The sequence below is a fragment of the Methanobrevibacter ruminantium genome (genome assembly GCF_016294135.1).
Classification (GTDB): Archaea; Methanobacteriota; Methanobacteria; order Methanobacteriales; family Methanobacteriaceae; genus Methanobrevibacter; species Methanobrevibacter ruminantium_A.
This window is the reverse complement of record NZ_JAEDCO010000015.1, coordinates 13,339-36,813: the sequence shown is the minus strand read 5'-3', so window position 1 is coordinate 36,813 and position 23,475 is coordinate 13,339. Positions and strand designations below refer to the sequence as shown.

Genomic DNA, 23,475 nt, shown 5'->3' with positions numbered 1-23,475 from the left:
AATCAATACTTGCGGACAGAATAAAGCTCATCTCTATAGAACACATGATTATAATCCAATTCACAGTCAAGATTAGATAATTTATATGGCATATCCCCTCTTTGATAAATCAACAGATCCGTAGCGCTGAAATCACTTAACTCATAAATGACATGATCAATAACCATTTGTTCCTCTCCAGTAAAGTTAAACAATGGAATCTGTCTTAGGTAATATCTTTTGATTAGGTAATAATAGTAGACCTCTTGCCTATAATACAGATTATGAGACCTTATCAGCTGATTCATATTCTCATTGAAATGTTTGGGAATTACCCCAATTCTTGATTTAAGATAAATCTCATTGGTTAATGATTCGCCATACAATTCATAATAATTGAAGTCAATGAAATAGAGCAAAACTGAAATTACCGTTTTTCCAAGGTTTTCCTTATGTGTGCAACGTGATATAATGTATAGTATAATTTTTATGTACTTTTCTTTTTTAAAATCCAATTTAAACACCAATCATTAATTCAATAATCAAATAAACCAAATAAAATGATTCAAATTTAATATTGTAAATTAAAAAAGAGTAACCATATGAACACTAGAATATTAGTTTCAACTTGCTATTAAAAGAAAAGAAAGAGCACGTGAAAATTAATGAAAAACAATTGAAAATATTTATATAATGTAAAATTAAAAGGTACCTATAGAAAAATAATTTAAAGGTACCTTTAAAAAAAATTATGGAAATAAAATTATGGATTTTAAAAAAACACTAAAAACTATAGGAAAGCTTCTTAGCCCTTTAAAAAAGAGCATAATTCCACTTATTCTTATTGTTGCATTCCTACTCATTGATGTTTACTGTAACCTTACCCTACCTAAATACACTGCAGACATTGTAGATATCGGTATACAGAACACAGACTTCAATTACATAATAAGCGTAGGAACAATGATGATGGCTATGGTCTTGATAGGGGTTTTAGCTACAATAGGACTTTCATACTTCTCAAGCAAAGTGTCAGCAGCTTATGGAAGGGATTTAAGAAAAATAAGCTATGAGAATATATTGAAATTTTCAAACTTTGAATTGAACAAGATATCAAGAGCATCACTCATTACACGTAATACAAACGATGTATATCAAATACAAATCTTTTTAGGACTGTTCTTTACAACAATACTCTTTTCACCAATATTAGGTATAGGGAGCATACTTAAGGCAATGGAACTTGGAACCAACCTTTTATGGATCATTGCAGTGACATTTGCTGCAGCAATCATACCTTTTGTCATAATATTCATCAGAACCGTTCCATACTTCAAGGTAATGCAGGAATTGACTGATAAGATCAACCAGACATCAAGGGAAATATTGATGGGAATACCTGTAATCAAGGCATTCGTAAGACAGGACTATGAAGAGGAAAGATTCAGAAAGACCAATGAAGACTTCAAAGCAGTGAACTTGAATGTATTCAGAATACTCTTAGTGTTATTGCCTGCAATGACTTTACTCTTGAACCTAATGATAGTTCTCATCTTATACTTCGGAGCATACGATGCAATCCAAGGTGAAATATTAACTGGAACAATCATAGCATTCATCCAATACGCTACTCAAATCGTTATGGCATTTTTAATGATGGGTGGATTCCTTGTCATGATTCCAAGGATTTTGGTATCAGGAAGACGTGTAGCTGAAGTGATAAATACAGAAATAACAATCAGCGATGGCCCAATCAATACCATAAATGACAATCCCGTAATTGAATTTAAAGATGTGACCTACAGTTATCCTGGAAGTGAAAAGGAAACCTTGAAAGACATCAATTTCAAATTGGAAAAGGGAAAAACCACTGCAATAATTGGTGGAACTGGAAGCGGTAAATCAACAATCCTAAATCTTATTCCTCGTCTTCAGGATGTGACTGGCGGTGAAATTCTAGTCAATGGCAAGAATATCAAGGATTATAAATTAACAACCTTGAGAGAAAGAATCTCTTATGCTCCTCAAAAGGCAATCCTTTTTGAAGGAACAATACGGTCAAATATGCTTATCGGAAAAGAGGATGCAAGTGATGAAGAGATAGAAAAAGCATTGAAAATGGCAGAAGTTGACTTTATAGAAAGCTTGGATGATGGAGTTTCACAAGGGGCATCCAATTACTCTGGAGGGCAAAAGCAACGTCTTCAACTTGCAAGATCAATATTGGCTAAACGTGACTTCTACTTATTTGACGACTGTTTCTCAGCACTTGACATGAATACTGAAGCAAAAGTGAAAGAGAACTTGAAAAGCCTAAAGGAAAATTCCTCAATGCTCATTGTTTCACAAAGGATTTCAACAATCATGGATGCAGATGAGATCATTGTTCTTGATGAAGGTGAGATAATAGATAAGGGAAGCCATGATTACCTTAATGAAAACTGCAATATCTATAGAGAAATCGTATCCTCACAAATAGATCGTTCAAAAGACTTATTGTATGATAATGAGGAATCCTCTAATTATGTTCTAGATACAAGTTACCTTAAGAAAACAGCAGGAGGCAAATGATATGGCAAGAAAACCACGAAGAGCACCTCCTGAAAAACCGGCAAACGCTAAGCAGTCAATAAAGAACATATTCTCTCTCTTGACAGGATATAAATTGAAGCTAAGCTTGACAGTTATCTGTGGAATCATATCAACAGTGTTTTCAGTGATAAGCCCTCTTTTAATCGGATTTGCTACAACTGCAATATTTGATGGAATAAACTCCGGAAATATGAATTTGAATCATATAATCAATCTGCTCATTGCAATCGTGATTCTATACATCATAAGTGCAGTTTTCTCATATCTTCAAAGTTATCTCCTCTTGGACATAACAACTGACATCAGCTATAATCTTAGAAAGGACTTGATTGAAAAGATCACTCACTTGTCAATGGGTGATTTGGACATAAATACAAGAGGAGACATCTTATCAAGAATCACAAACGATGTAGACTCTCTCCAAACAGGAATTGTCCAAACATTCAACCAATTGTTGACAGGAGTCATTACAATTATAGGGGTTACAGTGATGATGCTTTCCATTAATCTATGGCTAACCCTCACTACAATCATATTGGTCCCAATCGCTTTCCTGATTATAACCTACATAACCAAATACTCACAGGATTACTATCTAAAGCAGCTAAGGTATAGGGGAAACCTGAATGGGCAAATTGAGGAATCATTTACAGGACATGAAATCATTCGATCATTCAATCAGGAAAAGGAATCCATGAGAATCTTTGAAGAGGAAAATGAGAATTGGTATGAACAGGAATGGAAATCCAAGTTCTTTTCAAGTCTATCAGGTCCTTTTGTACATTTCATTTCCAATCTGCAATATGTGATCATATCAGTTCTTGGAGCGGTTCTCGTACTCCAGAAAGCAATAAGCGTTGGAGACATTTTGGCATTTATCCAATACTCCAAAAACTTCACAACACCTATTGAACAGATTACAAGAATAATGAACATGATACAGACTGCAATGGCAGCAAGTGAAAGAATATTCGAGTTCCTTGAAATAAGGATTGAAGAAAACCCTTCAAAAGAGAAAATCAAGGAAATCAATGATGAGATAAGCTTTGAAAATGTCAACTTCGGTTACAGCGAAGATGAGCCAGTAATCAAGGACCTTTCATTCAAAGTCAAGAAGGGGGAGAAAATAGCTATTGTAGGAGAAACTGGAGCAGGAAAGACCACAATAGTGAAACTGCTCATGAGATTCTATGACCTGAATAGCGGTGAGATAAAGATTGATGGCGTGAACATCAATAATTACGACAAGCATAGCGTAAGATCTCTTGTAGGAATGGTGCTTCAAGACACTTGGCTATTCAATGACACAATATACAACAATATATGTTATGGTAAATTGGATGCCACTGAAGAAGAAGTCATAAACGCTTCAAAAGAGGCTCATGCAGACCATTTCATAAGGCAAATCCCTGAAGGATACGAAAGTGAGCTTAACGAAGATGCGGACAATATCTCCCATGGTCAAAAGCAACTCCTGACAATTGCAAGAACCATTCTCTCAAACAAGCAAATACTGATTTTAGATGAAGCAACATCCTCAGTTGATACAAGAACGGAAAAAATCATCCAAGAAGCTATGGATAAGCTGATGAAAGAGAGAACAAGCTTAATCATTGCTCACAGATTGTCAACTGTCAGAAATGCAGACAAGATAATTGTAATTGAAGATGGACATATCATAGAGCAAGGTTCACATGAAGAGCTATTGGAGCAAAAAGGATATTACTACAATACCTTGAATGCACAAAGAAAGGAGAATATCATATGAATGGGGAAAATAATTCAGATAAAGATTTGAAAGGCCATATCAATCATTTTAATCCTAATCAAGTGAATAATCAATTATTGTTCCATAAATTCATTATGATAAATGAAATTCTGGATAAGAGAAATAAAAAGCAAAATCCCGAAATGAAAAGCATTACTAAGGGACAAGGCAGGTTAATTGGTTTTTTAAAAAGGAAAGATGGATTTTCCACTAAGGAATTGGCCGAAATATTGAATATAAGTGTCACTTCCCTTAATGAAACATTAAATAAGCTAGAACAGCAAAATTTCATCAGAAAAGTTCCATCCCCTAAAGACAAAAGGGTCTTGCTTGTTGAATTGACAGAAGAAGGAAGAGCAATTGAATTCAAAAATCATGAGGACATTGACATCTTTGACACTTTAAGTGAAGAGGAAAAGGAAAATCTGAATGAATATTTGAATCGTTTAACCATAGCGCTTCATAATAAATTCAAGGATGAAAACCCTGAAAAGTATGAAAAGATAATTAAACACAGAAAGGAAATCTTTGAAAAATACTTTAAGGAATATAAGCCTCATGAAGAATGGGCAGGATTGTCTAATTGTGATAAAAAATAGCCTTGCCTAATCTGAAAAATAAATAAAAAAGAATAAAAAAAGAATTAATAAAACTTACTTTTTAGAATTTCCTAATTCGTGAGTCTTATTTACAATAAGTTCAAATAAATTGTCTGTTTTAAGTTCAATTGGTTCATGAGGATTTACTATAAAGCTTAATGCCTGTTGAGTAATATCCTCTAAATCAGTTGTCCTATACATCAAACCATTATCCACATAAAACTGGTCTACAGATAATGTGTCTCCAGGATAACATGAAATGACAGGAGTCTGTAGAATAGCCGCTTCCCTATTCATTGTTCCACCTGCACCAATTACAAGATCACATGCCTTAATTATGCTTGAAGTGTCAACAGGTGGCTTAAGGATTGTTACATTCTTGATTCCTTCAAAAATCTCTGCTTGCTCTTTAAATCTAGGAAGAATAAGAATATTAGCATATTCCTTTAGGACATCTACAACTGGAGATAAAACAGATTTTCTGCAATCAGTATTCAAATAAGAAGCAAGAGACGGTTCAGGTCTCATTAAGATAGTCTTTTGAAGTGGCAAGTCTAATCCCAAATCATCAAAGACATTCTCATTAAACTTAAAATTGTTAAAGTGCATAAGCTCGGAAGTTCCGTTATACTTGATGATATCATTTGGATTTGCACCATACTGCATTAATTTCCATTCATCGATAATGCTTGGAACTATAATCTTGCTGCATAATGGAAGAGTCAACTTATTTGCAGCCATTGCATGCTCATTATCCAGAACAAAAAGACTTGGAATTGCAAGACCAAATGCTACCCTTGGAAGTTCAATGGAATGCTTTGACAATGCCACATCAAAGTTTTCACCGGAAACAAGGTCTGCCAAGTCCACAACACGCTGTGCACTTTCCTTAAGCTTTTCTTCCAATGTGACCCCATGCTTACCTACAGATACAAAATCAATATCATACATATCCATTAATTTATGAATGTCACCGAATTTACGTGCAGTGACTAAAACATCCTCTCCCTCATTTTCAAAATACTTAATGACATCTTTAAAAAATCTTACATGAGGAGCATTTGATATATCAATCCATATTTTCATGAAATCACCTTTTATAAATATTATTTTAGTAATACTTAATAAATTTTAGTAATAATTAAATAAAAAACAGCGAAAAATAATGAAAATAAATTAAAAGAATAAAAAAGATGGTTAAAAACAACCATTGAAAAGGTTTTTGGTCAAGGTTTTTGACCGAAGGTCAAAAAACTTGGATTTAATGATGATGGTCATGATCATGACTGTGCTCATGGTCGTGGTCATGATGATGGTGATGTTCAGCTTCGTGAGATTTAGCATCTTTAATAGCTTCAATCACTTCATCTAATCCTTTACCTTCTTTTAAGCTGGTTGTAATGACTTTTACATCAGGATTAAGTTTCTTAGCATCAGCAACCATTTTATCAGTGCTTGCACCAACAGCATCAGCTAAATCAATCTTATTGATGATAATCAAGTTAGAGTCTTTGAAAATGTAAGGGTGTTTTTCTACAGTGTCATCACCTTCAGTAACACTGACAACAACAATTCTCATATGAGAACCTAATTGGAAGTCAACAGGACAGATTAAATTACCTACATTTTCAATGAAAAGATAATCGATATCATCAAGAGGAAGGTCACCTAAACCATGGCCCACCAAATGGGCATCCAAGTGACATTCTGTACCAGTGTTCAACCCGACAACAGGTGCATTGTGGGATTTGATTCTGTCAGCATCAAAATCACTTATGATATCTCCTGCAAGTACACCGACTTTCTCATCAAGATTATCAATTAAGTCTTCAATAAGAGCTGTTTTACCAGATCCAATAGCTCCTACGAAGTCTATACAAAATATATCGTGGTCTTCCAATAAATGTAAATTCTTATGTGCTAATCTGTCATTAGCATCCATAATATTCTTTGCTATCTCTACATCTGCAATCTTATGCATATGATTCACCTTCAAAACATGTAATTTTATAATAAGTTTAATAATTTTAAAAATTTGGACAATATTTTTAGTATTTTATTAAAAAAGTATTGAAATTATCAAAAGAAATATTAAGTATTCCAATAGAATTTTCTATTGTGAATTTTTAACTAATTTTAATGGAGGGGTAAAGAAGAATTTAACTAATTTTCATCATCCTCTTTTTCAATACTAATGCTTCTAACGGTAATGTCTTTACCATTTATGACTTGAACCCTATGACTTTCACATTCAGGACATAAAATCATAGGTGCATAGTGGTCACTATCATCAACATTACCTATACCTTCAAAGCCACAATTGTGACATTTAATTTCAACATCAACAGTTTTAATGATCATCTCGGCATTTTTAGTTAATTCTTCACCTTCACACATAACACCGAGCATAAACTTCAATTGTTCTGGATTTAACATAGCCAACTTTCCAATTTCAATAACCATTTCAGTAACTTCAATTGCATCATTAGCCCGTGCAGTTTCTAAAACTGTGTTGAAAATCCCTTGAGCCATAGCAAATTCGTGCATTCAATATCTCCAAATATAAATTAATTAAATTATAATATAATATTTTAATTAATATAATATAAAACTATTGTTGATTAATCAAACAATTATTATTTAACTAATTCGTAAGTAATACTTTTTAAAAAAAAAAAAAATTAAATGAATAAAAAAGAGAGTTAATTGAAAAAATAGGGAAATTAAAAGAGAATAAAAGAAAATAAAAAAAGTTATTAAATTTATCTTAAAGCATCAGCAATCAATTTAGCTACAGAGATGCAGCTAACATCTGATTTCAATGTGTCTGTACTTGACAAGTCACGAGCTCCTGCAGCCATGATCTTTAAAACAGCATCATTTACAAGCACTGGGTGAACACAACAGACATCTACAGATTTTGCACCATGCTCTTTTAGGATACCTATTGCATTTACAATTGTTCCACCGGTAGCAATAATGTCATCAATGATGACTGCTTCTTTTCCAGCTACAGAATCAATGTTAACTTTAGAATCCTTTTTAACCTTATCAAGATCTTCTGTGTCAAAATCACATTGAACATCAACGATTCTGGTTTCAACCTTGTCAGGACCTAATCTGACTTTGCTCATATAGGTACAATTGCAGCCGAGAATTTCAGCTATTTCCTCTGCAAATCCTAAAGCACCTTTATCTGGAGCGATGATTATAGGGTTTTCCACCTTGTCAGCAATGTATTCTGCAATTGGTGCCATAGCAGAAAGGTTTGCAGTTGGAATGTTGAAGAAGTCTCTGACACTGTCTTCATGCAAGTTGATTGAAATGAATTCATCTGCACCGGATTCTTCAATCAAGTTGGATACCAATTGAGCGGAAATGGCTTCCCCATCTTTAAATCTTAATTCCTGTCTACCATAACCCAAATATGGGACAACCACTTTAATATGCTCTGCACCTAAGTCTTTAAGAGTTCTAAGTATAAATAACAATTCAATTAAATTTTCATCTTGAGGAAAACCGGTTGATTGAATAACTGTAACATTCTTTTCAACTTCCCCTTTAATCCTAACATACCTTTCTCCATCTGGGAATTTTTTAGTTTCAAGAGGACATAAGGTTTCTCCTAATTCCTTAGCAACGTTTGCTGCCAATTTTTGTGATGCTGAACCACCAATTATCAAAATAATCACCAAAATTATTGTAGTTAATCATAAAATTTTATTAATTAATCCAATTAATAATATACTAATATCTTTATAAATGTTTATAATTAAATATTACTATTTTAAAAAAATCAGAACATCAATAGTTAATATTTTTATAAAAATCCATTAGAAAAACAAAAAGTGTAAAATTAAACTGAAAATTAAAAAAGTTTTAAAAAAAATAGCAAAAATAAAACAAAGAATTAAAAATAGTGAAAAGTTAAAAAAAGTAAAATAAAAAAGGCAAAATAAAAATCAGAAAAAAAAAAAGATTTTTGAAATAAAAAAAGTAAAAAAAAGTAAAAAAGAGTAAAAAAAGTAAAAAAATAGAAAAATTATTTTTTATCTGCTTACAGCTTCATTGCTGTCTCTTCTAATGGATACAGTATGAGCCAATACTAAGGATCCCAAGAACATGAATGTCAGTAAAGCCATACCGTTTACAGTCCTGTTGAATAAGAAAAGACCAATGATTGCTTGGGAAACAAAACCGGTAAGGGAACCAATTAAAAGAACCTCTTTACCAAGGTATTTCCTATTTTTACTTTCTCTTTTATGCCTGTATTCCCTTAAAATCATTAATCCAACGATAATGGTTCCTAAAACTATTAAGAGCAATATCAAGAATGTGAGATATCCAAAGTCATAAGCATAACCAAAAATACCTGGAAGCATATAATCGATTGTATCCTTTCTGGTTACCAATAGACCAAAGAAGAGAGGGAACGGTAAACCAAACATTAATATGAATTGCATTGGCAAACTGATATAACCATCAGCAAATCCGGAACTATTTGACCAGTAAGAGGATGCAGGGTCATGCCCAATTAACCAAGTATTTTCAACTACTAATTTTAAACTGGATAATGAATTTGCTGCAAGTCTTGAAATCCTAAGCACAGGAGAGAAAACTTCCATACCACTGATTCTTGCAACTATCTCTAATATTCCAAAAGCAACTAATGCTGCTCCAAAGAACATTCCGATTCTTCTCAATGTAAGAATGGATTTTTGTCTAAAGGATTTTGAAATAATAGTGTATCCTATGAATAAACCAACAAACCATAATAATAAGAAAGATCTATGCATTGCTCCTCCAAAGATAGTAATTGCTGCAAGAAGCATATAAACTATCCTTTTCAGCCGCGCTACATTAACCCCCGACTCTTCCATCACCTTCAGCGAAGCTAATGCAGTTATAATAGCTAAAAGAGCAATTGGGCCGAATGGGTGAGTAAATTCATGCTGACCAAATGACAATATCAGAAATGCTAAATCCGCTCCGAATAAAATTGCAAATCCTCCAGATAAGAATAGGGATAGGAAAGTAACTACACTTAATGAAAAAGGAACTAGATTTAGAACAAATATCATGGTAGCAAGTAAAATCAAACCTACTTCGACTATAAGTTGAAAATGATTTTGAGCTATCAATAACATGAAATCACACAATGAATAATTTTAATTTTTTAAGTTTTTAATTTGTAAACTGAATAATAAATAATCTTTAAAATATCTAAAATAACTTTTAAGATTATATATACATCATTATTTTTATTTAATTAAGTATTTAAATATTAGTAAAATTAGAAAAAATTATTAAAAATTAGGGAAAATAGAGAAATTATTAAAAAAAAGAAAGAATTATTAAAAAATAGAAAGAATTATTAAAAAATAGAAAAAATTATTAAAAAATAGAAAAAATAAAAAAAGAAAGAGAAAAGTTTGTTTTGAAAAAGGATTCAAAACTATTAAATTAACATGATTTTAATATTACCTAACAAGATATCTGGAATAATCGGTAATGGGTTTACATGTGTAATACTTATAGCAACAGCATCCCCACGAGAGTTTCCTTCGACCCAGTCATGTTGACGGATAGTATCTAAAATATTGTCTCCAAAAATGTGTGCAGCTGCCTGATCGTTAATGATCACTAAAACATGAGGGCTTACACCATAAGTATATTCCATAATCTCTTTAGCATCTTGATAAGGATTATCAGTCATATAAATGTTATGAAGGGTATGACCATTTGCATTATGTGAACTTCCAGGATAAATCCAAGTAAAACCTCCATTTATACTCCATAAAGCAGCCATATCTACTCCGGGAATTCCTCCTTCAGTATCGTCTTGAGCTAAAATCAAAATACCAGAAAATGCAGTTATCGCTAAAAACAAAACAACGACAACAGCAATGATACCTACAGCTTTTTTTAATGTAGTTGCCATTTTATCACCACCATAATTCATCAAATTGAAAACGTCAATTGATAAAAATGAATTTCTTATAATTTTGCTATTATATTTGCTATAAGATGTTTTTACATCTAATTATTATTATAACACATTTTTAATATATAAACTTTTTGCATATAGAACAATAAAAATAAGTGAAAATAGCAATTATAAGAAGAAATCATTAAAATAAAGAAAATTAAAGTTAAAAAATAATAAAAGAGATAAAAAAAGAATAAAAAAATTAGAAAAATTAAGAGATTAATTATGACTTGGATTAGACAAAGCCATAGAGTCAGCAGATACTTTACTGGTTACAGCACCACTGATTTCTCTCATTTTCTTAATTAACCTTTCCTTTTTGCTACCATTGATTAAGATATTTTCTAAAACATCCTCAATGGTTTCAATAGGAATGATTTCAATCATGTCTTCATACTTTTTCTCAAGCATTACGTCATCCATATTGGATTTAGGAAGTAAAACTTTCTTAATACCTGCTTCTGCTGCTGCTTCAATCTTAGCAGTAGCTCCACCAATAGGCATTACATCTCCACGAACACTTAAGGAACCTGTGAGTGCGACAGATTGGTCAATAGGAATTCCTTCAACAGCAGAGATTACAGCTGCAGTTATTGAAACACTTGCACTGTCCCCTTCAACTCCATCATAACTTTGAAGGAATTGAACGTGAATATCGTGGTTGGAAATGTCAACTTGAGTGTATTTCTTAATGATTGCACTTACATTTTGAACTGAATCCAATGCAATTTCTCCAAGCTTACCAGTTACAATGATTTTACCTTCATTCTTACTGTTTGCAGGAGCCATTTCAGCAGCGATTGGCATGACAATACCGCTCCTATCACCCATAACAGCCAAACCATTAACCATACCGATTTTTCCACCTGATGAATGGAATACACTGTATTCTTTTCTTTGTACGATGGACCTGTCAACAATTTGCTGTTCTAAGGTTCTTGCAAACCTTTTTGCGGTTACAACATGCTCCGCAGTTACTAAATCTGCACCTTCTTCAATGGCTACATCTCCAGAGGAACGTACTAAACCACCTAACTCCCTTAATCTAAGAGTCAATGCGTTTTTTCTGCCTGCTCTACGTTTAGCTTCCAAAATGATTTCATCAAGCGCATCAGTAGCAAAGTGTGGAATTCTTCCATCATTTTTGACTTCCTGAGCTACGAATTGGACAAGCTTTCTTCTGTTTTCTTCAGTATCTTCCATATAATCTTTCATGAATACTTCATAACCGTATCCTCTGATTCTTGAACGCATTGCAATGTGCATACCTTCGAGAACTTGAATGTTACCTGAAGCTACAAGAACAAAATCACAAGGAACCGCTTGAGAACGAACCATTGCACCACTGCTGTTTTCACTTTGACCAGTGATTGCATATTTTTTCTCTTGCATTGCAGATAAAAGCTCTTGTTGAGTTTTCATGCTCATTGTACCAATTTCGTCAATGTATAAAACCCCTTTGTGTGCCTTATGGATCATACCGCTTTCAACACGCTCGTGTGCAGGAGTTCCAAGACCCCCAGATTGGTAAGGGTCGTGCCTTACATCACCAAGCAATGCACCTGCATGAGCTCCAGTAGCATCCATGAATGGAGCAAATCTTTTATCTCCATTGTTCACTAACAATTTGGGTGCACTATTGGAAACTCTAGGCTTGATTTGCATTGAAATGAATATAACAAGAAGTGCAGCAATAATAGCTTCAAATATTCTTTGATACATCAATCCAAGAACGAAAATGGCTGCAGTGACGAACATGGTAATCATCATCTTTTTCTCATCACCGCTTTTGGCATTAGCCTTGTTTGCCTTAACTATCTTTTTACCTTGACCTGCTGGCACGGTTCTAATCAATGGATAATTGCTGTCTTCCGGATTTGGATAAATCAAAACATCCTGAAGCACTTCAGGAGGCAATAATTCAGCCATACCTTTAGCTAACATTGACTTACCTACACCAGGGTCTCCTATAAGAAGAACATTTCTTCTTTGTTTCGCTGCCTTTTTAATAGTCTCAACAGACTCTTCATGACCAATAACCTGATCAATAAGCAAAGGAGGCACTTCTATATCAGCAGTGTTTGAAATTGAATCATAATCAAGCATAGGTTTGATTCTGCGATTTCCTTCATCATCTTCAACAAATTCGACTTCAAGGGAATCCTTATTTTCTACCTTGGTTTCTGCAATTTCTTCAACTGCATCAGCATCAGCAACTTTATCAGTTTCTTCAGCTTCATCAATTATATTGTCTTCTACAGGGGAGTCTACGATTTCTTCTTTAGACTCTAACTCTTCCACTTCTGTAGCCATTACTTTATCTTCTTCCATATGAAACCTCCTAAATATTTTGATTTTACTTAATTTCTAGTTAATATGACACCATTGTTTTTTAAATAAAGCTTTAAATTTATAAATTACCTCAATATTTCATTATATTAATATATATTAAACTACATGCTTAATAACTTTATGATTTTAGTTATATAAAAAGGTTTGTATTTTAGTAACTTTTATTAACTAAAATAAGCGAACATGAAAATCAAAATTAGAACCTCAAGATAAACAAATCAAATAAAATTTATATTTTATAAAAAACAAATGAAACTAATATACAAGAATTTGGGTAAGATTATGACAAAATGTTTAATGATTCAAGGAACTGCTTCCAATGCAGGAAAGAGTTTAATCGTTGCAGCGCTTTGTAGGATATATACAAAAAGAGGATATAAGGTTGCACCGTTCAAATCACAGAATATGTCCTTAAACTCATACACTACAAAGGAAAACAAGGAAATTGCCATTGCACAGGTATTGCAGGCAAAAGCTGCAAACATAGAGCCTACAGTAGACATGAACCCTATTTTATTAAAGCCTAAGGGCGAATCATGTTCACAGGTAATCATTCAAGGTGAAGCAGTTGGAAACAAGGACTTCTTTAGAAAGTATGACAAGACAAAAGCTACCCAAAAGGACATTGACAAGAATCTAATGGATGATGAAGATTATAGGATCATGGCAAAAGAAGCTGTAATAGACTCATTAAACAACTTAAAGAAAGATTATGACATAATCATTATGGAAGGTGCCGGATCTCCTGCTGAAATTAACTTAAGGGAAGGAGACCTTGCAAATATGGGGTCTGCAGAAATAGCTGATGCAAATGTTCTTCTTGTTGGAGACATTGATAAGGGAGGAGTATTTGCATCAATAGCTGGAACATTCCTATTGCTTGATGATGCAGACAGGTCCAGATTCAAAGGAGTTATCATAAACAAATTCAGAGGAAAACAGGAATTGTTATGCTCCGGAATTGAAAGATTGGAAGAAATAATCAAAGTTCCTGTACTTGGAATAGTCCCTTATGCAGAGAACTTGCAGCTTCCTGAAGAAGATTCCGCATCATTAAAGGAACATGACTGGACCAAGGAATTCGAAAGCAATGATGACCATATAATCATTGGAGTCATCAAGCTTCCAAAAATAGCCAATTTTACAGATATAGATCCGTTTGACACAGAGGATGATGTCGAAGTGAGAATGATTGAAGTCCATAACTATCAGGAAAAGATAAAGGATGTTGATGCATTGATCTTACCTGGAACAAGAAACTCAACTGAAGACATCATGGAACTGGAAAAATCTGGATTGGCAAAGAAAATCAGGGAATTGTCAAATGAGTCTAAAATACCGATCATTGGAATCTGCGGAGGATACCAAATATTGGGAAACAAGATTTATGATAAGGACCATAAGGAATCAAAGCTTGATGAAGTTGAAGGATTAGGTCTTTTGGATATCGAAAGCGAGTTCATAAGAGAAGGCAAGATTGTAAAGCAGAGTTTAGCTAAGATTGAAATTGATACTGCTTCTGATAAAAAGGGCATGTTCCATGAAATCTTTTCAAAAATCAATGGTGAAGAGGTTACAGGATATGAATTGCACGAAGGAACTACAAATCTCATAAGTGCAAACCCATTATTTAAGATAGAAAAGGGAATTGGAAACAATGACAATGACCAGTTCGATGGAGCATACAGTGAAAATGTATTTGGAACCTATTTCCATGGAATCTTCAATAACTACAATATAAGAAGAGAATTCCTAAATTATTTGAGAAAAAGGAAAGGGCTTGAAGAAAGAATTGGTGAAGATCCATTCGAAACAAGCGTAGAGAATTCACTTGAAAAATTAGCGAATATCGTAGAAGAAGCTCTTGATATGGATTATATTGATAAATTGATTTTTGATGAATAAAAAAAGATGAAAATCATAAAAATAATAAAACAATAGTTAAAAACTAAAGAATTAAGAAAATAAGATTAGTAAATAAAAAAGTAAGAAAATAAAAAAAGTTAATAAAGTAGAAATCTAGTTGAGATCTCTACCAAAGATGTGAACAGCACAAGTACCACCAGTACCACCAACATTATGAGTCATACCGATTTCAGCACCATCCACTTGACGTTTACCTGCTTCTCCTCTTAATTGCCATACGATTTCAGCAGCTTGAGCAATACCGGTAGCACCAAGAGGGTGTCCTCTTGCTTTTAAACCACCAGATGGGTTAATTGGACAATCACCATCAATATTGGTTTGTCCTTCCTCAAGAACTTTTCCACCTTCACCTTTCTTAGCAAATCCGAGGTCTTCAATTGCAAGCAAACCATTGATTGAGAAACAATCGTGAACTTCAGTAGCATCAATATCCTTTACAGTCACTCCAGCCATATCATATGCTTTTCTGGAAGCTGCAATGGTTGCATCTAAAGTAGTAATGTCTTTTCTGCTATGTAATGCAATGGTTCCAGAAGACTGTGCAGATGCCTTTACATAAATAGGAGTGTCAGTAAATTCCTTAGCTCTTTCTGCTGCACAAATAACAATAGCTGCTGCACCGTCAGAAACAGGTGAACAGTCGAGTAAAGTTAATGGATCTGCAACAGGAGAGGATGCCAATACTTTATCCACACTAATTTCAAATGGGAATTGAGCATTAGGGTTGTTTGAAGCATTCTTATGGTTCACTACAGACATCATAGCCAATTGCTCTCTAGTGGTTCCATATTCATACATATGCCTTTGAGCAATCATAGCATATAATGATGGGAAAGTAGCTCCTTGCTGTGCTTCCCATTCTTGGTCAGAAGCGGTAGCAATAGCTGGAGTTGCATCAACAACATCAGTCATCTTTTCTACACCTGCAGATACCACTACATCATGGTAACCTGAAGCGACAGCCATAATACCTTGTCTAAGTGCGAGTCCTCCTGATGCACAAGCAGCTTCAACTCTTGTACATGGAATTGGGTTCATACCCATACTATCAGAAATAAGTGCTGCTATATGTTCTTGACCTACGAAAAGACCTGCAGACATGTTTCCGACAAACATTGCCTCCAAATCTGCACCGCTAACGTTTGCATCTTCCATAGCTCCAAGACCAGCTTGTGAAATTAATTCTCTGAATGAACTGTCCCATAATTCACCGAATTTTGTTTGGGAAGCTCCGATAATTGCAACATCTCTCATTTTTTCACCTTTATCATAAAATAATTATAATTAATTCCTCTAACTTCAATCCTCTTCCTATGCCATTCTAAGTTTTCCTTTAAATTTAGCATAAACTGCATAGTCAACATAAATCTTTTTAGAGAGGATTTCTTCAGTTGTAGGAGCTAAATTTTTAACTTCTTCAATTCTGTCATTTACAGTTAAGGTAAATCCATCACTACCTGCACCTGAACCATAGGATACAATAAATATTTTATCTCCAGGTTCTGCCTTATCCAAAACATTGGAAAGTGCTAAAGGAACAGCACCAGAGTAGGTGTTTCCTACATTAGGAGTTAAGAGACCGTCTTTATATTGTTCCGGAGTGAATCCTAATTTTTTAGCTGCTCTTAAGTAAAATTTACCGTTAGGTTGATGGAAAATAGCATAATCATAATCCTCTACCTTTGAATCAGTTTTCTCAAGTAATCCTTTTGCTGCACATAATACATGTTTGAAATAAGCTGGATCACCAGTGAATCTTCCTCCGTGACTTGGATAAGGTTGACCTTCCCTTCTGTAAAAGTCAGGAGTGTCAGTAGTAAAGCTGTAAGTAGTTCCAAAGTCAGCAATGGTATTCTTATTACCAATGATATAAGCTGCACCACCAGCAGATGCAGTGTATTCTAAAGCATCTCCAGGAGCTCCTTGAGAGGTATCAGCACCAATAGCTAAACCATATTTTATCATGCCAGAGTCCACTAAACCCATAGTGGCTTGAATTCCAGCAGTTCCTGCCTTACAAGCAAATTCCAAATCTGCTGCAGTCATATCAGGAGTAGCTCCAATTGCTTCTGCAACGATTGTAGCGGTTGGTTTTACTGCATAAGGATGAGATTCTGAACCAACATAAACTGCTCCAATATCTTGAGGATCGATTTGTGCTCTAGCTAATGCATATCTTGCAGCGCTAACTGCAATGGTTGCAGTATCTTCATCAGATGAAGGCACTGATTTTTCATTAACGATTAAACCGTTTGAGATTGAATCAGGGTTATCTCCCCATACCTTTGCGATTTCTTCTACTTTAATTCTATATGAAGGCACATTTGCCCCATATCCAACAATTCCTGCCATTAAATCACAACCATTTTATAATTTAGTCTTAATTGAAATAGCTAATAATTGCTATTAATTTAATTTTAATTTAAATAAATAAATATAATTTTTAATTTCAACAGTAGTTTTATCTTTTATTTTGTTTTTATAATGAAATATAAACTTAAAATGACTAAAAACTTAAAATATTCATTATAAGGTTATATTAATATAATATTATTTTTTAATACATATAAACTTATTTAATAAAATAAGGAAAAAACGGCTAAAAATGAATTATTAATCAATACTAAAGGAAGTTAATAAAAAATCAGTGAACAAGTATAGAAAAAAGTAATATTGCTAAAAAATTTCTAAAAAACTAATAGATCAGAAAAAAAATATTAAAATAATTTTAAAAAAAAACAGATGCAGCTGCCGGGATTCGAACCCGGGTTGTAGGCTTGGAAGGCCCAAGTAATAACCAGACTATACCACAGCTGCAATATAAAAGAAGTGCGGCGTCCGGGATTTGAACCCGGGTCTCTAACGTGGCAGGCTAGAGTCTTAACCAGGCTGGACTAACACCGCAATATACAACATATAAATGTTAGTTAACATAATATATAAATCTTTCTATAATTAAGATTTTCAATATACAATTAACACAAATGGACAGTAATTTAAAATTTGAATAAGGAAAAACCTTAGAAATTTAAAGCAAATGATTAATCAATGGAAGCATTGATTGAATACCTAAAACAAATATAGCAAATCCACCGATAAACTCAATATGTCTGGAATATCTCATAGCGGATTTTGTACCGAAAACACCTATAAACTGCCAAATAACCACTACTAAAATACTTAAACAAGCAACAAGTATAGGATCTGCTCCTTCAATAACACCTTGAGCGGATAAAACCAAGTTTTCGATGTTTCCAAAAATTAATAATCCTAAAAATGGCTTATATTCATTTACAAACTCTTTCATTGAAGACATTCTATCACTAACCTCTAACTGCTTCTAGCATTGATTGGATACCTAAAATAAATATGGCTAATCCACCAATGAATTCAATGTAAATACCATAAGCTTCCAATTGCTGAGTACAAACAGTACCAATTATTAGCCAACAAGTTACGAAAATTAAACTAAAAATCGCTAATTTTAAAGGATTTGCTGCTTTAACTACTCCTTGAGAAGCTAAAATCAAGTTCTCGATATTGCCAAAAATAATTAAGGAAATTAAACCAATTGATAAAGCCATATTCATCTAATCACCATTTACGCCATATGATTAAAATGATTGCTATTTTTTATTAGTTATTATTATAGAACGGATTTAAAAAAATATCAATGAAATAATAATTAATAAGAAATATAACCAAAATTAATCTTTAACATATTTTATTAACATTTAATCATATTTAAAATTTACTTAGAAAAATTAATTGTTCTTAAAAATTAGAATAAAAATATTAAATTGTTTTTAAAAACTAAAAATAAGAAAAAAAGAAATGAAAAGAAAAAATAAAAGCAAATAACTGAATGCATATAGAAAAAATAGAGTTTATTGCTTTCTAGCAATTACGCAAAGCCATCCAGTTACCAATTCCCTATCTACACTATCAGGACCACTTTTTGAGAAACAGATAATATCTGAAAATCCTGCCTCACGCAAATATTCATCAAATTCATCTTCAGAGAATATTTTCATATCCAAAAGATCAATGAGTTCCTTTTGACGCTCATCCTCTTCATCAGGAATTGCCTCATTGCAGATGAACATTATTCCATCATCTTTCAACACTCTTCTGACTTCTTTGCAGTCATTCACAAAGTCTGGCCAGAAATAAACTGTTTCAAATCCAGTTACGATGTCAAAGGTATTATCTTCAAATGGGAGTTCAGAGACAGACCCTTGAATAACCTCACATCTTCCTTCATCGATAGCTTTTTGATTTAACTTTGTGGATTTCTCTACAGCTATTTCAGAATAATCTAGTCCATAAACCTTATTTTCAGTCATTTTAAGGAATCTTTCAACATTGACTCCTCCACCACAACCAATATCTAAAATAACATCATCCTTTAAAATATCCAAATGGCTTACACCCCATTGAGCAAGGCTTTCATGACTTTCATTCATTCTATCCAATAATTTATCTCCCAATTCACCAACAGGTTTTCTAGCATTAATGATTAATTCCTTATCTTCTTCACTTCTAATACTTTTTTCATTATCATCCATTTTATTACTCCTCATCATCATTTTTCAATACTAATTTATCGATATAATCTTATCAATAATAATATTGATTGCATGCTTAATAAATTTTAGTATCTCTTAATGAAATGTTAAAATAATAAAAGGAAAATTAAAGAAGATTACTCATCAAAATAAACTTCTCTAATAAACTCATGAATGCCTATATCAATCAAGGCAAAATCATTGAAAAATCCCAATAGAGCCAATTCATTCAAATCATTTTCCTCAAGATCAATTGGAACCTCAATTTCCCCATCACCCCCAGATTCAGAAGGTTCACAAGAACCATAATCAATGCTGTTTTTAACATACATATCTTCCGTATAATTTTCATAATTACGCTCTTTTTTATTTTCCAAATCTTTTTTATTTTTCAAAGACATTTTATCAAATCCTTTACATATTTTTAAAAATATTCTTGAATAAAGGTTGATTTTTAAAGAATATAAACATAAACAAAGAGCATTTGAAAAGTAATATTAAAAATAAAGAGCAATTAGTTAGTTAAATTAAAAATAAATCATATATAGTTTAATATATTAAAAAATAAGCATAATTATTAGAAATAGTTTAATATATTAAAAAAAGTAAAAAAGTAAAAAAAGTAAAAAAAGAAAAGAATAAACCTTAAAAAAGGTTCATTGTTAAAGATCAAACTCCTACCCAAATAGAAAAGAGTTTTGGTTCAGGTTTTGCAGGCCGTAGGCCTGGAAAAGCTGAGTTACATCATTGGAGGCATGCCGCCAGCCATACTTGGGTCCATAGGCATGTCGCCAGCACTGGTTCCGCTGGAAGCGATTACGTCATCGATTCTTAAAATCATTTCAGCAGCTTCGGAAGCAGATTGAATAGCTTGTTTTTTGACACGTTTAGGTTCTACAACACCTTCTTCTTTCATGTCAGTAACATCACCAGTGAATACGTTTAATCCCATGTAAGCAGATTTTTCGTGAGCAGCTCTTAAGTCTACTAAAGAGTCAATGCTGTCTAAACCAGCGTTTTCAGCTAAGGTTTTAGGAACAATTTCTAAGGATTCTGCAAATGCAGTTACTGCTAATTGTTCTCTTCCGCTAATGGATTGAGCATATTCTTTAAGTTTTTTAGCCATAGCGATTTCAGGAGCTCCTCCACCAGCTACAACTTGACCGTCTTCTACAGTAGCAGCTACTACACCGATTGCGTCATCAACAGCTCTGTCGATTTCGTCAACGATGTGTTTGGTACTTCCTCTGACGAGTAAGGTTACTGCTTTAGGTTCTTGACATTCTTCTACAAAGATCATGTCGTCACCAGAGATTTTCTTTTCGATTACAGAACCTGCGTGACCTAAGTCAGCTTCGGTTAAGTCATCTAAGTTGGATACAACGGTTGCACCGGTTGCTTTAGCTAATTTGTCAATGTCAGATTTTTTAACTCTTCTTACAGCCATGATTCCTGCTTTAGCTAAGTAGTGTTGTGCTAAGTCATCGATACCTTTTTGCGCGAATAATACGTTTGCACCGACATCAGCGATTTTGTTAACCATATCTCTGACCATTTGTTCTTCTTGTTCAATGAATGCTTGCATTTGAGCAGGGTCAGTGATTCTGATTTCAGCATCTACTTCAGTTTCTTTAACTTCTAAAGGAGAGTTGATTAAGACAACTTTTGCGTCTTTTAATTCAGATGGCATACCTGGGTGTACTTTTTCTTTGTCTACGATTACACCTTGGATTAAAGTGGATTCTTCTACTACTGCACCATCTTTTTTCTCGATTTTAATGTGATCAGTGTCAACTTCACCATCGCCAGCCACTTGTTGTACAGCATCTACGATTAAGTTTGCTAAAGGTTCACGAGCTTTTTCGGTTCCTTTACCAGTCATAGCAGTCATAGCTACTTTTACTAACATTTCACGGGAAATGTCTTCAATAGCGATTTCATCTAAGATTTCTTGTGCTTTTTCTGCTGCTTGTCTGTAACCCATAGCAATGATGGTTGGGTGAATGTCCATATCTAATAAGGTTTCGGATTTTTTGAGGAGTTCTCCAGCAATGATTACTGCAGTAGTAGTTCCATCTCCAACTTCGTCTTCTTGGGTTTTTGCAACTTCTACGAGCATTTTTGCTGCAGGGTGTTCAATATCCATTTCTTTTAAGATAGTAACTCCGTCATTGGTTACTACAATATCTCCGAGTCCGTCCACTAACATTTTGTCCATACCTTTTGGACCTAAAGTGGTTCTTACAGTTTCTGCTAATACTTTACCTGCTAAGATGTTGGTTCTTTGTGCATCTCTACCTAACAATCTGTTAGTTCCTTCAGGTAAAATGAAAATAGGTTGACCTTGTGCCATTCTATACACCTCAATTTTTTTTTTAAAAAATAATTTTTTGATAGATTAAATAAATATAAGTTAATTTAAATCATTGATAGATTCAACTAATTTAACAATATTTATTCTATAATAACAATGGGTTTAAAGTAATATATAAAGTTTTTGTTTTTATTATGAATTTTTGGAAAATTATTATTCTAAAGAAAAATAGATAAAAATTAATTAATTGTAAATAAAATTCTAATAATTTTAAAAAAATATGAACAAAATAATATAAATTTAATTTAGTAACAAAAATATATTAAAATTGAAAGTTCCTTTGCAGTTAACACAAGTTCCTTTGAGGTAAACAATTGAAAGAAGCATGAAAAATTAAGCAGGATTCCAAAATATTATTATAATAAGATAAACAAAATTTTAACTAATTATAAAGGACTTGGAGGTGATTTTATAGCAAATAAAGGAATTGAAAATCACAATCCATCTAATGATTATGATGATGAAGAGTTTGATGAAAAATATAAAGAATTGCAAAGTCTAAAAGACGAGATTGAACAGCAAATATCAGAAATGGATGAAAATAGGGCGGTAAAAGTTCAGGAAAAACTTGAAGATGCAAAGAAAAAGAATAAATTCAGTGAAAATATCAATGAAGAGAACATCGATGAAGAAATAAGAAAACTTGAAAAAACCAATAAGAGAATCAGCACTTACCAAAGATTCGTAGATGCATTTGAAAAAGACCTTGACATTGATCCTGGAAGGCTAATGGGACTTACTGATGGGATATTCAGTATAGTAATGACCCTCCTGGTCTTTGGAATGGTCTTGCCGGATAATGAAATACTCAATTACACTGGATTCATAAATTTTTTAGGCTCCATCGGACCAATAGCCGGACTAATCATTGTGAGTTTCATTGTACTGGGTTCATTCTGGATTTACCATCATGAGTTCATGAAAATAAAAAGCTTGAATATGCCATATCTCTGGCTAAATATCTTTTATTTAGCATGCCTATGCTTCATACCTTTTTCAACATCAGTCATTGGAAACTATTCACATTTCTTCTTGGCAGATGTAATATTTGGAGTGAATATACTTTTAGTTATAGTGTTCTTCCTATTCATGTTCCATTATGCACACAAGAGAGGATTCCTTGAAAAATACACAAGCGAAAAGGATAAAAAATATGTGTTTCACACTTTGTATATACTTATGGGTGTCACAATTATCGTAAACATTCTTGACTTCAATGTAAACTCTAACTTCATTTACTTGTTCCTATTGATTCCTATCATTTCAACATTAAGACATATTCAGTACCTAATGAAATGACCAAACAATGAGTAAACAATAGAAAAAAG

At 33.1% G+C, this 23,475-nt stretch carries 20 protein-coding genes and 2 tRNA genes; 5 read left to right on the top strand and 17 right to left on the bottom strand.

The features are described 5' to 3' along the window. Positions 1-2: 2 nt before the first annotated feature. Entirely contained in the window at positions 3-494 is a 492-nt protein-coding gene (locus tag VW161_RS05030) for a type II toxin-antitoxin system antitoxin SocA domain-containing protein (RefSeq protein ID WP_304105546.1), read from the bottom strand. Between the two features lie 250 nt (positions 495-744). On the opposite strand from VW161_RS05030, the gene VW161_RS05025 reads away from it, so the two are divergent. Genes VW161_RS05025 through VW161_RS05015 form a run of 3 tightly spaced genes read left to right on the top strand, consistent with a single transcriptional unit; the run spans position 745 to position 4,938 of the window. After that, the gene (locus VW161_RS05025) at positions 745-2,550 is read left to right on the top strand and encodes an ABC transporter ATP-binding protein (RefSeq protein WP_325192759.1); all 1,806 of its coding nucleotides are present in this window, start codon (positions 745-747) and stop codon (positions 2,548-2,550) included. A 1-nt stretch (position 2,551) separates the two neighbouring features. Then, positions 2,552-4,339 carry an ABC transporter ATP-binding protein gene (locus VW161_RS05020; protein ID WP_304163037.1) on the top strand — a complete coding sequence of 596 codons (1,788 nt, stop codon included), beginning with the start codon at positions 2,552-2,554 and terminating at the stop codon, positions 4,337-4,339. Next, positions 4,336-4,938, top strand: coding sequence for a MarR family winged helix-turn-helix transcriptional regulator (locus VW161_RS05015; protein WP_304086339.1), 603 nt, complete (start codon positions 4,336-4,338; stop codon positions 4,936-4,938). Before VW161_RS05020 ends, VW161_RS05015 begins: the two co-directional genes overlap by 4 nt. A 54-nt stretch (positions 4,939-4,992) precedes the next feature. Here VW161_RS05015 and VW161_RS05010 read toward each other — a convergent pair whose 3' ends face one another. From VW161_RS05010 to lonB, 7 genes are all read right to left on the bottom strand, one after another. Next, positions 4,993-6,024: a DUF354 domain-containing protein gene (locus tag VW161_RS05010; RefSeq protein ID WP_304086341.1), complete on the bottom strand. Its 1,032-nt coding sequence runs from the start codon at positions 6,022-6,024 to the stop codon at positions 4,993-4,995. Positions 6,025-6,199: 175 nt separating this feature from the next. Then, a complete protein-coding gene (gene hypB, locus VW161_RS05005; RefSeq protein ID WP_304086344.1) occupies positions 6,200-6,919 on the bottom strand; it encodes a hydrogenase nickel incorporation protein HypB in 720 nt (239 codons plus the stop codon). Between the two features lie 182 nt (positions 6,920-7,101). Beyond that, the gene (hypA, locus tag VW161_RS05000; protein WP_325192758.1) at positions 7,102-7,485 is read right to left on the bottom strand and encodes a hydrogenase maturation nickel metallochaperone HypA; all 384 of its coding nucleotides are present in this window, start codon (positions 7,483-7,485) and stop codon (positions 7,102-7,104) included. Positions 7,486-7,700: 215 nt separating this feature from the next. Next, entirely contained in the window at positions 7,701-8,621 is a 921-nt protein-coding gene (locus VW161_RS04995; RefSeq protein WP_304086349.1) for a ribose-phosphate diphosphokinase, read from the bottom strand. A gap of 366 nt (positions 8,622-8,987) precedes the next feature. Continuing rightward, complete coding sequence (locus VW161_RS04990) at positions 8,988-10,085, bottom strand: hypothetical protein (RefSeq protein WP_304086351.1); 1,098 nt, start codon at positions 10,083-10,085, stop codon at positions 8,988-8,990. 311 nt (positions 10,086-10,396) lie between these two features. Beyond that, positions 10,397-10,879: a hypothetical protein gene (locus VW161_RS04985; RefSeq protein ID WP_304086354.1), complete on the bottom strand. Its 483-nt coding sequence runs from the start codon at positions 10,877-10,879 to the stop codon at positions 10,397-10,399. 267 nt (positions 10,880-11,146) lie between these two features. Next, a complete protein-coding gene (lonB, locus tag VW161_RS04980; protein ID WP_304086399.1) occupies positions 11,147-13,033 on the bottom strand; it encodes an ATP-dependent protease LonB in 1,887 nt (628 codons plus the stop codon). A gap of 495 nt (positions 13,034-13,528) precedes the next feature. On the opposite strand from lonB, the gene cobQ reads away from it, so the two are divergent. Further along, positions 13,529-15,184 carry a cobyric acid synthase CobQ gene (cobQ, locus tag VW161_RS04975; protein ID WP_304086357.1) on the top strand — a complete coding sequence of 552 codons (1,656 nt, stop codon included), beginning with the start codon at positions 13,529-13,531 and terminating at the stop codon, positions 15,182-15,184. A gap of 114 nt (positions 15,185-15,298) precedes the next feature. On the opposite strand, the gene VW161_RS04970 is transcribed toward cobQ, so the two are convergent. The 9 genes from VW161_RS04970 to thsA all read right to left on the bottom strand — a co-directional run bounded on the left by VW161_RS04970 (position 15,299) and on the right by thsA (position 22,126). Then, positions 15,299-16,459, bottom strand: coding sequence for a thiolase domain-containing protein (locus tag VW161_RS04970; protein ID WP_304086360.1), 1,161 nt, complete (start codon positions 16,457-16,459; stop codon positions 15,299-15,301). A gap of 57 nt (positions 16,460-16,516) precedes the next feature. Then, positions 16,517-17,557 (bottom strand): hydroxymethylglutaryl-CoA synthase, encoded by a 1,041-nt coding sequence (locus VW161_RS04965; protein ID WP_304094433.1) that lies wholly within the window; start codon positions 17,555-17,557, stop codon positions 16,517-16,519. Positions 17,558-17,948: 391 nt separating this feature from the next. Further along, positions 17,949-18,022, bottom strand: a tRNA-Gly gene (locus VW161_RS04960). Between the two features lie 13 nt (positions 18,023-18,035). Then, positions 18,036-18,109: transfer RNA gene (locus VW161_RS04955), tRNA-Gly, on the bottom strand. Between the two features lie 124 nt (positions 18,110-18,233). Continuing rightward, the gene (locus VW161_RS04950; RefSeq protein WP_304086369.1) at positions 18,234-18,521 is read right to left on the bottom strand and encodes a hypothetical protein; all 288 of its coding nucleotides are present in this window, start codon (positions 18,519-18,521) and stop codon (positions 18,234-18,236) included. A 7-nt stretch (positions 18,522-18,528) separates the two neighbouring features. Continuing rightward, on the bottom strand, positions 18,529-18,795 hold the full coding sequence (locus VW161_RS04945; RefSeq protein ID WP_298536256.1) for a hypothetical protein: 267 nt from the start codon (positions 18,793-18,795) through the stop codon (positions 18,529-18,531). Positions 18,796-19,092: 297 nt separating this feature from the next. Continuing rightward, on the bottom strand, positions 19,093-19,773 hold the full coding sequence (locus VW161_RS04940; RefSeq protein ID WP_304086373.1) for a class I SAM-dependent methyltransferase: 681 nt from the start codon (positions 19,771-19,773) through the stop codon (positions 19,093-19,095). Positions 19,774-19,910: 137 nt separating this feature from the next. Next, positions 19,911-20,174, bottom strand: a complete 264-nt coding sequence (locus VW161_RS04935) for a hypothetical protein (RefSeq protein ID WP_304102913.1) — start codon at positions 20,172-20,174, stop codon at positions 19,911-19,913. Between the two features lie 338 nt (positions 20,175-20,512). After that, on the bottom strand, positions 20,513-22,126 hold the full coding sequence (thsA, locus tag VW161_RS04930; RefSeq protein WP_304102910.1) for a thermosome subunit alpha: 1,614 nt from the start codon (positions 22,124-22,126) through the stop codon (positions 20,513-20,515). Between the two features lie 510 nt (positions 22,127-22,636). On the opposite strand from thsA, the gene VW161_RS04925 reads away from it, so the two are divergent. Continuing rightward, the gene (locus tag VW161_RS04925) at positions 22,637-23,446 is read left to right on the top strand and encodes a TMEM175 family protein (RefSeq protein ID WP_304102907.1); all 810 of its coding nucleotides are present in this window, start codon (positions 22,637-22,639) and stop codon (positions 23,444-23,446) included. The last annotated feature ends 29 nt before the right edge of the window (positions 23,447-23,475 follow it).